The sequence below is a fragment of the Sphingobacterium sp. MYb388 genome (assembly GCF_037479535.1).
In the GTDB taxonomy this organism is placed as follows: Bacteria; Bacteroidota; Bacteroidia; order Sphingobacteriales; family Sphingobacteriaceae; genus Sphingobacterium; species Sphingobacterium anhuiense.
This window is the reverse complement of record NZ_JBBGYV010000001.1, coordinates 49,552-63,123: the sequence shown is the minus strand read 5'-3', so window position 1 is coordinate 63,123 and position 13,572 is coordinate 49,552. Positions and strand designations below refer to the sequence as shown.

Below are 13,572 nucleotides of genomic sequence, written 5' to 3'. Positions count from 1 at the left end.
AAAGTATCGTTAACAAGCAAATCATTTTTAAATGCACAAAAATGAGGTTAGAATAAAGTTGATTGCCAAATAAAAGATATAAATCTATAATCCTGTTCTTCGAACCGTTTTAGAGAACCGTTCGTAAAAGATTCGAGGCTGTGACGTGTTTAATTTACCCGATGTTCGGCATTGTTTCGACTATTGTTTTCCTCGCTGTCGAATATCAGTTGAACCAGACTCAAACCAGTCTCGAAGAGATGTCCTAAGAATACCGGATCAATGTCGGATCACTATTAAGTGATGTATGCACTTTTACGGACTTTCATGGACTTCTACGGACTTTCATGGACTTTAGCAGACTTTAAAATTTTCATCGGACCAATATTGACATCATTTACAAGTAATTTTCGAAGCGGCAATTATAAACAGTTGTGCGTTATAAATCAATAAAGTATTACATGAGCAAGAAAAAGAAATAATAAGAAAAAGGACATTTTTATGTATAAATGTCCTTTTTTCTATCTAAACTACAGCTTTAGATAGACCATTAGATAATGCCGTGTAGCGAACCCCCCTTTGCTCCCATTGCGTCCACTCTTTTTTCAACAGCAGGATCTTTAATTAAGTCAGGGGCATGATGCGGCTTACGTCTTGCATCGATAATAACCGGTCCATAACAACCCCAATGTTTATATTTTGTAAAGCTATTGACACCATAAATATCATATGCTGGATTCGATCTTGTAAAGGTTACCCATACAAAATTGTTTTCATTTGCAGCAGTAAAAGATGCGTCATCAGCTAAAACAATCATCTGTATCCCCGTAAAATCAACATCTTTCATTGCATCACACCAGTCCTTCAAAATCACTTCCTCTTGCTCATAAGATGAAAATGCAGCACCATCGACAACAAGGATACCAGGCATCGCCATCTTAACATGATTAAAAGGACGAGGAAATGATAATCCCAAAGGAATTTCATTACTCAATATTCTTTTCTTTGAACCTGCGGCAGCAAAAATAACTTTAGAGCCGGAATTAAGTCCATCACCAGAATAATCGAGAGTATCTATAGTAGTATTAGTATGAAAATGTAAATCTCTTGAAAGATCGATTCTTTCTAACATATGACGCAAAAAAACTGCAACATCATAAATATTCAGATCAGGATCATCTTCAATCGCTGCAATAAATAGGTACTTCGCTAAACTAAGTTGATTTTTACCCAATGCCTGGCTAGCTATCGTCAAGATCTCCTGCGGTCTATCCACTTTTTGATACGGCGTGTAGCTTTCTCTTCCTATAGCAAACAATAGGGGATGCACACCAGCGGCATCAACAGCATGAACAGCCTGTAGACCATTAATTTCCTTAGGAATTGCGGTACCTGTAATTTCATGAATCAAATTACCAAAACTTGTATCTTCCTGTGGAGGGCGACCAACAACGGTAAAAGACCAAATCGGATCTTTTTTATGATACACATTATGAACTTTCATTAAAGGAAAAGGATGGGTTAAACTATAATAACCGATATGATCACCAAAAGGACCTTCAGGCTTATTCTCATTAGGATACACGGTTCCTGTTATCACAAAATCAGCATCTGCTGAAATACAAAATCCCTCATGATCATAAAAATAGCGGAATCGACGATTTCCTAGAGCCCCGGCAAAAATCATTTCTGACAACCCTTCAGGTAAGGGCATTACTGCTGAAAGAGGATGTGAAGGAGGACCTCCAATGAAAATACTAACTTTCAAAGGTTTCCCTAATTGATTTGCTTTTTGTTGATGAATACCAATACCTCTATGTAATTGATAATGCAGTCCTATTTCTTTATCTTGAATATAATCATTACCAGAGAGTTGTATACGATACATCCCTAGATTTGCCTGCATGATACCCGGCTTAGTAATATCCTCGGTATAAACTTGAGGCATGGTTACAAATGCACCACCGTCCATAGGCCAATTTACTACTTGAGGCAACTTGCTAATTTCAGTTTTACCATACAAAATAGAGGCATTGGATTTCTTTTTCCAAGGAAGAGCTCCTAATGCGACAGCCGAAGAGCTTAAATATTTAAACGGATTTTTTAAAACTGCGGTAGGGTCCATCTTGACATCAACCAGCTTTTTAATATGATCTAATGTATCCCTAAACATAAATTTAGAACGGTCTAAAGTTCCAAATAAATTAGAAACTGCTGGAAAATCTGTGCCTTTTATATTTTCAAAATACAAAGCCGGTCCCTCTGCGTCGAAAACACGCATGTGAATGGCTGCCATTTCTAAATAAGGATCTACCTCTTCCTTAATTCGGATCAAATGTCCATGTTGCTCTAAATCGCTAACACACTCCGCTAAACTTCTATATCCCATATAGCTCCATTCTATTGTTCTATTACAAAATTAACAGAATAATTGGGAGGAAAAAGTTTTAAAAATACTTACCTTGATTTATTGATCAAGCAAAAAGCAACGATTAATTGTGGTAAAAGTGAAGTGCACTTTTCTAGACCAGCTGGTATTATCAACTTCAGCTTCATATTTCATCACTCTCCTAAATTCATCAAAATTCTCTTCATGAATTCGATAAAAACGAGTGTAAACCAATTTTACCAACCATTTCTTGATGGAAAATGTTTTATACTCACGATCAGGATGGTAAACTTCCATGTATTGATTAAAAAGCTGTTTATAGTTTAAAGACTCCTCCCCGCCCAAATAAATTACCTCACCAATAAAATTATCTTCCCAGGGAATTGTCCTAATCCAACGATAAACATCCAATAGTGGGATAGGCTTAAATTTTAAATCGCCGATAAGTTTCCAGTAAGGAATAAATTTACTCTTGGCCAAGCGACCGAAAATATCACTAATAATAGTGCCCTTCCCTACTGCACTACATTTAAGGACAACCGTATACTTAACTCGATGTTCCTCAAATAAACTCTGAATGGCATCAATATAGAACGAATCCATCAACTGTGCAACATACACAATTCTATTGCACATGTTTTCCTTGCAAACTTGAATAAAATTTCGAAGTGAAATAAGCTCCATTTGCATATTTAATTGGTCATTCAAACCCGGAACCTGAGTAAAATAAATCCCTAACTGCAAATTTCCTAAAGAGAAATTTTTACTCAAAGTATTTGTTTTAAATAAATCAATTTCAATTAAATCTGCTGTTACAGGTTCATTTAATCGTTTATTAAAAAGTTCCAAATTACGAACCAATCCAGTGACTTTAAATTCCTCAGAATTTAGATGACTGACAGCCCTTCTACCCAAATACGTGTTTAAACCTGTAATTAATACTTCCATGAATGAACCATTCAAATTTCTTTAATTAGAGATTAAACAAATAAAAAACACTAAGGTTTAATCACCACCATTTTTTTACACTTACAATTATTGTCCTTTTATTGTCAATATGTAAATAATGTCCATAAAACAAACAATAACCTTATATATTTGTACTTCCTATAAGCTTTTTCGAGGAAAATAATACAAAAAAATTATATCTGTATGGAAAAAAGGGCCGCGTTGATCTGGTTTAGAAATGATTTGAGGCTTCATGACAATGAAGTGTTTTTAGAAGCATCCTCAAAAAGTTCCTTTATCATCCCTATCTTTTGTTTTGATCCCAGATATTATGCTAAAAACCAATACGACTTCTTAAATACAAATGTTATAAGAGCTGCTTTCCAACTAGAAACAGTTAAAGCCCTGAAAGAAAAATTACAATCCTTAGGAAGTGATCTGATTACTTTTGTCGGCTATCCTGAAGATATTATTCCTCGCATTGCACAAAAATATGAGGTCGATGAAGTATATCATCATCGTGAAGTTGCTAACAGAGAAACTACAATATCCGAAAAAGTAGAAGAAGAACTCTGGAAAAGTAAAATTAATTTAAAGCATATCATCGGTCACACCCTCTACCATAAAGAAGATTTACCTTTTCCAATCCGTGATATTCCAAATTCATTTGCAACATTCAAAAAGAAAATAGAGCGGGAAAGTTTTGTAAGAAGATCAGCAGATTACCCTACTAATTTTGTAACAGCCCCTCATCTCGAGAAAACAGCTCTACCTACTTTGGAAGAGTTAGGTTATAGCAAAGAAGAAATACGACTTGTTAAAAACAAATTCATTGAAGGTGGAGAAGATCTAGCACTTGAAATGATGCAGGCTGTACTGGATGATCCTAGAGGGTCAGAACATGACTATACATTACTATCTCCTTTTATAGCACTGGGCTCATTATCGCCGATAAACCTGTATCATGAAATTAAGAAAAGGGAAAACGGTAAGAAAAATAAACGTTTTGACAAAATTATAGATATGTTACTCTGGAGAGACTATTTCAGATTCATGTTAAAAAAATATCCAAATGTTTTCTTTAAGGAGAAAGGATTTAAAAAAGAGCAAATAATGAGTAAAAATGATCAATTACTCTTTGATAAATGGAGATTTGGAGAAACAGAAAATGATTTTGTTAATCAAAGCATGATCTTACTCCAAAAAACAGGATACCTCCCTTACTTTGCGAGAATTATTGTATCGAGCTTTCTTGTGCAAGAATATAATATCAATTGGCTAAAAGGCGCATATTGGTTTGAACAAAATATATTCGACTACAGTCCCGCAACCAACTATGGCAATTGGTCGCATATAGCAGGGGTCGGCACAAGTGAAAAAGATAATACACCAATAGATTGGCAAAAGTTAATTAATACACATTATCCAAAAGGAATTCAAGAACCAGAGGATTATTGGGGTTAATAACAAAATGGCTTATTTGAATAATTAAATCGCAAATCATCATATAGAGTCAAATTTTTATTCACGATAAAAACAAGATTAAAAATGAAATTCGTTACTAAAATAATCAATCACAGTACCTAAAACTCTATTTTTATTCCTAACTTTGACACATTCATATTTTTTCAAATAGATGGACAAACTTACATATTTGAGTAACGCTGATTCGAGCTATATCGACGGCTTATATCAAGCGTACAAACAAGATCCAGAATCCGTAGATTTTGGATGGCAAAAATTTTTTGAAGGTTTTGACTTTGGTCAAAATGCTGGCGAAAGTGTTGGTGTTTCTGGAGATGCAACACCAGATCATGTTTTAAAAGAGATTAATGTCTTGAACATGATTAATGGCTACAGAGACCGTGGTCATTTATTTACGCAAACAAATCCGGTACGTGAACGTCGCAAATATTATCCTGGAAAAGAATTAGAGACATTTGGTCTTTCTGAAGCTGACATGAGCACAATCTTTAATGCTGGTGTAGAAGTTGGCTTAGGTCCTGCCAAATTAAAAGATATTAGACAATTAATTGAAGATACTTATTGTCGCTCAATTGGTGCAGAATTCAAATACATCCGTAACCCGGAAAAAATTAAATGGTTACAAGATCGTATGGAGGCTGATCGTAACAAGCCTACCTATTCTTTAGACATCAAAAAAAGAATCTTAGACAAATTAAACCATGCAGTTGCTTTTGAAAGTTTCTTAGGAACAAAATTCTTAGGTCAAAAACGTTTCTCTTTAGAAGGTGCAGAAAGCTTAATTCCAGCTTTAGATGCTGTTATCGAAAAAGGATCTGAATTAGGTATCCAAGAATTTGTAATCGGAATGGCTCACCGTGGCCGTTTAAATGTATTAACAAATATCATGGGTAAACCTTACAAAACTGTTTTTTCAGAATTTGAAGGTAAAACTTATGCCGAAGACCCTGAAATTAACTTTGGTGGTGACGTAAAATATCACTTAGGCTATTCAACAGATGTTAAAACAGATGATGGTAAAACAATCCATTTGAGTTTAGCTCCAAACCCTTCTCACTTAGAAACCGTAGATCCAATTGTTGAAGGTTTAGTTCGTTCAAAAATTGACATGAAATATGAAGGCGATTCATCTAAAATCGCTCCTATTGCTATTCATGGTGATGCTGCTATCGCTGGTCAAGGTGTTGTATATGAAGTAACACAGATGTCCAAATTGGATGGTTATAAAACAGGTGGTACAATCCACATTGTCATTAACAACCAAATTGGTTTCACAACAAATTATAAAGACGCCCGTTCTGGTACATACTGTACAGATGTTGCAAAAATTACTTCTTCACCTGTGTTCCACGTGAATGGTGATGATGCTGAAGCTTTAGTATATGCCATTAAATTGGCAGTGGAATACCGTCAAAAATATAAAACTGACGTTTTCATTGATTTATTATGTTACAGAAGATTTGGTCATAATGAGGCTGATGAACCTAAGTTTACGCAACCATTACTGTACAAATTGATCGAAAAACATCCGAATCCAAAGGAAGTTTATGCTAAAAAATTAATCGAAGAAGGTAGTATAGATGAAGCTTATTCTAAAAAAATAGAAAAAGACTTCAAAGCAATTCTACAAGAGAAATTAGAAGAATCAAAAGAAGTTGTTAACTTAACAGAAGAAACTCCAATGTTCTCAGGCGCTTGGAAAGGTCTTCGTCCTGCTAAAAAAGGTGAATCTTTCAAACCTGTAAAAACCAATGTATCGGATAAAACATTCTTACAGTTAGCAAAAGAAATTACAACACTTCCTAAAGATAAAAGCTTCTTCCGTAAAATCTCTCGCTTATTCGAAGATCGTGCAAAGATGATTGAAAAAGATTCTTACGATTGGGCAATGGGCGAATTAATGGCTTATGCTACATTATTAAATGAAGGAAGCCGCGTACGTATTTCTGGTCAAGATGTACAGCGTGGTACATTCTCTCACAGACATGCTGTATTAACATTAGAAAATTCAGAAGAAACTTACACACCATTAGCAAATATCAATGGTGGAGATAAATTCTCAATTTACAACTCCCTACTTTCTGAGTATGCAGTATTAGGTTTCGAATATGGTTATGCTTCAGCAAACCCACATGCATTAACAATTTGGGAAGCACAATTTGGAGATTTCTACAATGGTGCACAGATTATTGTGGATCAGTATTTATCATCTGCAGAAACGAAATGGAAACGTTCTAATGGTTTAGTAATGTTATTACCTCACGGTATGGAAGGGCAAGGTCCTGAGCACTCTTCGGCTCGTATCGAAAGATTCTTAGAGCTTTGTGCGGACGAAAACTTGATCTTAGCAAACTGTACAACACCTGCAAACTACTTCCATTTATTACGCCGTCAACAAGTTCGTGAATTCCGCAAACCATTAGTAGCGTTTACTCCAAAATCGTTGTTGCGCCATCCCAAAGTTGTTTCTTCATTGAAAGATTTCACGACCAGCACTTTCCAAGAGGTAATTGACGATGCAAATGTAAATGCAAAAGATGTAAAACGTGTGTTGTTCTGCTCTGGTAAAGTATACTTCGATTTATTAGAAAAACAAGAAGCTGATAAACGTAAAGATATTGCAATTGTGAGGTTAGAACAATTATTCCCTATTCCTGAGGAACAATTGAAAGCTATCCGTAAAAAATACAACAAAGCAAAAGAATTTATTTGGGTTCAAGAAGAAAACGAAAACATGGGAGCTTGGTCTTACTACTGTCGTAAACTAATGAATACTGAAATTGCATTCACTGGATTTGTAGCACGTAAGGAAAGCGGTAGTACTGCTACTGGTTATATGAAACAGCACGTAGCACAACAAGCTAGCATTTTAAATAAATCATTCGAATAAAAACAATTTTTATCCAATTGCGTCTTTTATCAAAAAGACGCAATTGTCTGTAAAGAACATTATATATGAGCTTAGAAATTAAAGTACCAACCGTAGGTGAATCCATTACTGAGGTAACCTTGTCACAATGGTTGAAACAAGATGGCGATTACGTCGAAATGGACGAAAACATCGCTGAATTGGAATCTGATAAAGCAACTTTTGAATTACCAGCAGAAAAAGCAGGTATTTTAAGAATCATTGCTCAAGAAGGTGATACTTTAGAAATTGGTGCTGTAGTATGTACTATCGAAGAAGGTGGTTCTCCTGCTGGTGATGCAAAACCTGCAGCTGCTGTTTCTGAAGAAAAAGCTAGCACTCCTGCTGCAACAGCTAATGTTGCTGATGAGAATCCTGATTCTTATGCTGCTGGAACTGCTTCTCCTGCTGCCGCTAAAATTTTAAGAGAAAAAGGAATTGATCCTGCTACTATTAAGGGTACAGGTAAAGAAGGCCGTATTACAAAAGAAGATGCTGAAAAAGCACAAGTAGCTCCTAAAGCAGCTGCTCCTGCTAAAGAAGCACCAAAGGCTACTGCTCCAGTTGCTGTAGCTGGTTCACGTAACGAACGTCGTGAGAAAATGACTTCATTGCGTAAAACAATTGCGAAACGCTTAGTTTCTGTTAAAAATGAAACAGCAATGTTAACAACTTTCAATGAAGTTAACATGCAACCGATCATGGATCTACGTGCTAAATACAAAGATACCTTCAAAGAAAAGCATGGTGTAGGTCTAGGCTTCATGTCATTCTTCACTAAGGCTGTTACAACAGCATTAAAAGAATGGCCTGCAGTAAACGCTAGAATTGAAGAAAATGAATTAGTATATTCCGATTTTGCAGATATTTCAATCGCAGTTTCTGCTCCGAAAGGATTAGTAGTTCCTGTTCTTAGAAACGCAGAGTCAATGTCATTACATGAAATCGAAAAAGGAATTGGCGCATTAGCTGTAAAAGCACGTGACAACAAATTAACGATCGACGAAATGACTGGTGGTACATTTACAATTACGAACGGTGGTGTATTTGGTTCAATGATGTCAACTCCGATTATCAATGCTCCACAATCTGCTATCCTAGGTATGCACAACATCATCCAACGTCCAGTTGCAGAGAATGGTCAAGTCGTTATCCGTCCAATGATGTATATCGCACTTTCATATGATCACCGCGTGATTGATGGTCGTGAGTCTGTAAGCTTCTTAGTACGTGTAAAACAGTTATTAGAAGATCCTGCTCGTTTGTTATTAGAAGTTTAATAACAAATAAAAGCTATTAAATAGAAAATCCCGATGAGAATTATTCTCCTCGGGATTTTTTTATTTAATAAAACTTAAACCCTTAACTTAATAGTGTTCTAATTTATTTATGCTCTCGCCTGCAAAGCCAAGGCGTACAATTTCATTTGTTTCACCATGGATAGCAATCCATTGGCACGAGTCGGCGAAAGATGTTCATGAAGACCGATCTGATTAATAAAATATAAATCAGCATCCACAATTTCTTTTGCTGTATGACCAGACAAAACCTTTACCATCAAACTCACCAAGCCTTTTGTAATGATTGCATCACTATCAGCAGTGAAATACACTTTTCCATCTTTCACTTCAGGAAATAACCAAACTTTCGATTGGCATCCTTTAATGATGTAATCATCTTTTTTATGTTCTTCACTTATTAATGGAACTTCCTTTCCTAATTGAATGATATATTCATATTTTTCCATCCAATCTGTAAAAAAAGAAAAATCCTCAATTAACTCATCTTGTATTTCGTTAATAGTCATTACTATTTATATTTTTTTAAACTAACATATTTGCAGCCCTCTTTAGACCTGCAACTAAAGTATCCACCTCTTGTTTCGTATTGTACAAGGCAAATGAAGCCCTTATTGTACCTGGAATACCGAATTTGTCCATAACCGGCTGTGCACAATGATGCCCTGTACGAACTGCAATTCCTAACTTATCTAAAATAACCCCAACATCATAAGGGTGAGTACCATCAATCAGAAAAGAGATTACCGAACTCTTGTGAGCCGCTGTACCAATAAAACGGATTCCTGGTACAGTTTCCAATTGCTCTTGTGCGTAAGTCAATAATTCTTCCTCATAAGAAGCAATCTCATCAATACCGATAGCATTAATGTACTCGATAGCAGCATTTAAACAAATACCTGCTTCAATATTTGGTGTCCCCGCCTCAAACTTAAATGGTAATTCATTATACGTTGTCTTCTCAAAAGTCACTTCTTTAATCATATCTCCCCCACCCTGGTAAGGAGGGATAGCATTCAAAGCATCCTCTTTTCCATATAAAACTCCAATACCCGTAGGGCCATACATTTTATGTCCAGAAAAAGCAAGAAAATCGACATCTAGATCTTGTACATCAATTTTTATATGTTGAATAGCTTGAGCTGCATCTAATAAAACAGGAACATGATGTTCATGTGCTATAGCAATCATCTCTTTAATAGGATTGATCGTACCTAATGAATTTGAAACATAAGTAAAAGAAGCAATCTTAGTTTTTTCAGAGAACAACCCTTTATAAGCTTCGATATCCAGTTCCCCCTGCTCATTCATAGGAATAACTTTTAAAATAGCACCTTTCTCTTCACAGATCATCTGCCAAGGAACTATGTTCGAATGATGCTCCATTGCAGAAATAATGATCTCATCACCAGAACCAATATTCGCTTTACCAAAACAAGTCGCAATTATATTAATACTATGGGTAGTACCTGTAGTGATAATGATTTCATGCTCATGCTTAGCATTTATAAAAGACTGAATATTCCTTCTAGTCACTTCAAAAGCGTCCGTGGAAATTTGACTTAAATAATGAACTCCTCGGTGAACATTACTATTCATATCTGAATAATAATGAGTTATTGCATCAATAACAGACTGCGGCTTTTGAGTCGTCGCTCCATTATCTAAATAAACTAAAGGCTTTCCATTGACTTCCCTTTTAAGTATTGGAAAGTCTGCTCTTATCTTACTTACATCGAAATCTTTCAATTTGTTTTGCTCCATGATATGAGCAAAGTTAACAGTATTTTAGCGAAAAAATGTCTTCGCTATCTACTTTTTAAATATAGCGATACATTTGTCCCAATTTTTTAATCCACCTCTATACTTGATTTTTATCACATAAACGTATAATCTTTTTTCTAATACAATCAATATTGAACCTATTTAATTATCTTTGTATTGATATGCAAGAATTACCTCTAAATTTACCCGAAGGCTCACGAAAAGAAGTTATGAGCTATTTGGAACCGTTCATGCTTAACGAGATGAGCGATTATTTAAAGCCTGTAGACGAAATGTGGCAACCTGCAGATTTTCTACCAGATGCTTCTAGAGATACATTTTTTGAAGAAATTAGAGATTTACAAGAGAGTGCAAGAGAACTTCCATATGATTTAGTTGCTGTATTAGTTGGTGATACGATTACAGAAGAAGCGTTACCTACATACGAATCGTGGTTAACCATGGTTGAGGATGTAGAGAAAAATGAACAAGGTGGCTGGATGAGATGGGTACGTGCTTGGACTGCTGAAGAAAATCGTCATGGTGACCTTCTGAACAAGTATCTATATTTATCAGGAAGAATTGATATGCGTCAATTCGAGATCTCAACACAATATTTAATAAAAGATGGTTTTGATATTGGTACCGGGGCAGACCCTTACCGTAACTTTATTTACACATCTTTCCAAGAATTAGCAACCAATGTTTCTCACCGCCGCGTCGCAGGTCTCTCCAAAAAGAGCGGTGATAAATTATTAGCAAAAATGTGCGGTGTTATTGCTTCAGATGAAGCACGTCATGCAAAAGCATATATGTCATTTATATCACATGCATTAGTCGTTGACCCTAGTGAAGTAATGATTGCTTTTGAAGATATGATGCGTAAGAAAATTGTTATGCCTGCTCAATTCTTAAGAGAGTCTGGAGAACCACAAGGGGAAGCATTTGCGCACTTTTCTGATGCAGCACAACGTCTCAATATCTATACAGCAATTGATTATGTTGATATATTAAAAGAATTAAATGCTGATTGGAAAATCGATCAAGTGACCGGTTTAAATGAAAAAGGAGAAAAAGCGAGAGATTATCTAATGAGACTACCAGATCGCTTACTTAGATTAGCAGACAGAATGAAGGTTCCAGAAACGGAATATAAGTTTAAATGGATCTACGATCAGAAATAATAAAAAAGCTCGATAATTAATTATCGAGCTTTTTTATTATTTCACAAAATTATGGAGAAGTGGATTATTTCACTCCCCCCATTAATTTCTTCACCAATGGTGATAAAGCAATTAAAACCACCCCGGCTATTAAAGAATAAACACCCAGTTGCTTATAACTATCCGTATAAGTGATTAATTTATCCGCCAAAGAATCACCTTCTCGAGCTTCAGCCATACTAGCTCCTATTAAACCCGCTACATATTGACCATAAGCACTTGCTAAAAACCACATCCCCATCATAATGCCCTGCAGCTTCCCTGGCGACAGTTTAGTCATAATAGACAAACCAATAGGCGATAAACATAATTCACCAACAGTGATCACTAAAAGCGCTAAAGTAAAGATATCTAAAGATGCGATTCCATCCTGCGCAAAAAATTTAGTTCCAAATAATACGTAATAACCTAAACCTAGAAAAATAAATCCTAAACCAAATTTAATAATGGTATTCGGTTCCATCTTTCTTTTTGACAGCCAAATCCATAATAGTCCAAAAATTGGAGCCAAAATAATAATGAAAAATGCTCCTCCCGAATTATTAACGCCATTAGGATCTAAATGAAATAATCCACCTAACATGGAGTCATTCAAATTCTTCGCTGCAAAAATGCTCAATGAACCACCACTCTGTTCGTAAATTCCCCAAAAAATGATAGAAAATAAAATAAAGACCAAAGCAGCAATCAATTTATTTCTTTCGACCTTATTCAGTTTTGTCATTTCATAGAACAAGTATATCAATGTCAATGGACCGATTAGGTACATAAAAATATCCGTATACTCCGTTTTAGAAACCATCACCTGCACTAACGGTATTAATAATAAAGTCGCTAGATAAACAGCATATTCTGCCCACTTAGGTAATGCCTTAACTTTAACAATAGCATCTGGATGTCCTGGCTTTAAACCGATAGGTCCTAAGTGAAACTTGGTAAAATGAAAATTAATGAGACTGATCAGCATACCGATAGCAGCTAGACCAAAAGCAACATTCCACCGATGTGCTTCATCAATTACTGAAGCTAGCATATACCCCTTTCCAATTGCAACACAAATGTACCCACCTAGGAATGCACCTAAGTTAATCCCAGCATAGAATAATGAAAATCCCGCATCTCTTCGATTATCATCCGAGCGATATAATTCACCCACCATTGTTGAAATATTTGGCTTAAAAAAACCCGTCCCGATAATGATAAATGCTAATCCGAAGAAGAAAAATTGATGTGGATCTGTTGCTAATAATGCACTACCTACAATCATCAAAGTACCACCCCAAAAAAGGGATTTTCTAAATCCTAATATTTTATCAGCAAATAAACCACCGATAAAAGTAAAAGCATATACAAAAGCCTGAGTCGCTCCGTATTGCAAATTTGCTTCCTTTTCTGCAAAATTAAGCTGCGTGATCATAAAGAAAACCAGCATACCCCGCATACCGTAAAAGCAAAAGCGTTCCCACATTTCCGAGAAAAATAAACTCCAAATCTGCTTTGGATATTTTCCTTCAAAATGTTGAACCTGTTCTAATGTTTGTTGTCCTTGTTTTGACATTTCGATTATTATTAAAAAGA

9 protein-coding genes are annotated in these 13,572 nt (G+C 35.5%); 4 read left to right on the top strand and 5 right to left on the bottom strand.

Annotation, left to right across the window (positions count from 1 at the left end; genetic code table 11):
• Nucleotides 1-529 precede the first annotated feature (529 nt).
• Together WH188_RS00285 and WH188_RS00280 are read right to left on the bottom strand one after the other, a co-directional pair.
• The gene (locus WH188_RS00285; RefSeq protein WP_168128032.1) at nt 530-2,368 is read right to left on the bottom strand and encodes a UbiD family decarboxylase; all 1,839 of its coding nucleotides are present in this window, start codon (nt 2,366-2,368) and stop codon (nt 530-532) included.
• Nucleotides 2,369-2,446: 78 nt separating this feature from the next.
• Nucleotides 2,447-3,316 (bottom strand): hypothetical protein, encoded by an 870-nt coding sequence (locus WH188_RS00280; protein WP_132771994.1) that lies wholly within the window; start codon nt 3,314-3,316, stop codon nt 2,447-2,449.
• A 204-nt stretch (nt 3,317-3,520) separates the two neighbouring features.
• On the opposite strand from WH188_RS00280, the gene WH188_RS00275 reads away from it, so the two are divergent.
• From WH188_RS00275 to odhB, 3 genes are all read left to right on the top strand, one after another.
• Nucleotides 3,521-4,780, top strand: coding sequence for a deoxyribodipyrimidine photo-lyase (locus WH188_RS00275; RefSeq protein ID WP_132771995.1), 1,260 nt, complete (start codon nt 3,521-3,523; stop codon nt 4,778-4,780).
• Nucleotides 4,781-4,952: 172 nt separating this feature from the next.
• A complete protein-coding gene (locus WH188_RS00270; protein ID WP_132771996.1) occupies nt 4,953-7,691 on the top strand; it encodes a 2-oxoglutarate dehydrogenase E1 component in 2,739 nt (912 codons plus the stop codon).
• A gap of 65 nt (nt 7,692-7,756) precedes the next feature.
• On the top strand, nt 7,757-8,989 hold the full coding sequence (gene odhB, locus WH188_RS00265) for a 2-oxoglutarate dehydrogenase complex dihydrolipoyllysine-residue succinyltransferase (protein WP_132771997.1): 1,233 nt from the start codon (nt 7,757-7,759) through the stop codon (nt 8,987-8,989).
• 107 nt (nt 8,990-9,096) lie between these two features.
• Here odhB and WH188_RS00260 read toward each other — a convergent pair whose 3' ends face one another.
• Nucleotides 9,097-9,516: a SufE family protein gene (locus tag WH188_RS00260; RefSeq protein ID WP_168128031.1), complete on the bottom strand. Its 420-nt coding sequence runs from the start codon at nt 9,514-9,516 to the stop codon at nt 9,097-9,099.
• Between the two features lie 16 nt (nt 9,517-9,532).
• Nucleotides 9,533-10,771: a cysteine desulfurase gene (locus WH188_RS00255; protein ID WP_206368643.1), complete on the bottom strand. Its 1,239-nt coding sequence runs from the start codon at nt 10,769-10,771 to the stop codon at nt 9,533-9,535.
• A gap of 182 nt (nt 10,772-10,953) precedes the next feature.
• Between WH188_RS00255 and WH188_RS00250 the strand changes: the two genes are divergently transcribed.
• Complete coding sequence (locus WH188_RS00250; protein ID WP_132771999.1) at nt 10,954-11,955, top strand: acyl-ACP desaturase; 1,002 nt, start codon at nt 10,954-10,956, stop codon at nt 11,953-11,955.
• Nucleotides 11,956-12,019: 64 nt separating this feature from the next.
• Here the strand turns inward: WH188_RS00250 and WH188_RS00245 are convergent, their stop codons facing one another.
• A complete protein-coding gene (locus WH188_RS00245) occupies nt 12,020-13,552 on the bottom strand; it encodes a peptide MFS transporter (protein ID WP_132772000.1) in 1,533 nt (510 codons plus the stop codon).
• Nucleotides 13,553-13,572: the final 20 nt, after the last annotated feature.

Bases quoted from the DNA above. Each gene is read 5' to 3' on its own strand.
- WH188_RS00285 (WP_168128032.1), bottom strand. From the start codon at position 2,368: ATGGGATATAGAAGTTTAGCGGAGTGTGTTAGCGATTTAGAGCAACAT.
- WH188_RS00275 (WP_132771995.1), top strand. From the start codon at position 3,521: ATGGAAAAAAGGGCCGCGTTGATCTGGTTTAGAAATGATTTGAGGCTT.
- odhB (WP_132771997.1), top strand. From the start codon at position 7,757: ATGAGCTTAGAAATTAAAGTACCAACCGTAGGTGAATCCATTACTGAG.
- WH188_RS00260 (WP_168128031.1), bottom strand. From the start codon at position 9,516: ATGACTATTAACGAAATACAAGATGAGTTAATTGAGGATTTTTCTTTT.
- WH188_RS00250 (WP_132771999.1), top strand. From the start codon at position 10,954: ATGCAAGAATTACCTCTAAATTTACCCGAAGGCTCACGAAAAGAAGTT.
- WH188_RS00280 (WP_132771994.1), bottom strand. From the start codon at position 3,316: ATGGAAGTATTAATTACAGGTTTAAACACGTATTTGGGTAGAAGGGCT.
- WH188_RS00255 (WP_206368643.1), bottom strand. From the start codon at position 10,771: ATGGAGCAAAACAAATTGAAAGATTTCGATGTAAGTAAGATAAGAGCA.
- WH188_RS00245 (WP_132772000.1), bottom strand. From the start codon at position 13,552: ATGTCAAAACAAGGACAACAAACATTAGAACAGGTTCAACATTTTGAA.
- WH188_RS00270 (WP_132771996.1), top strand. From the start codon at position 4,953: ATGGACAAACTTACATATTTGAGTAACGCTGATTCGAGCTATATCGAC.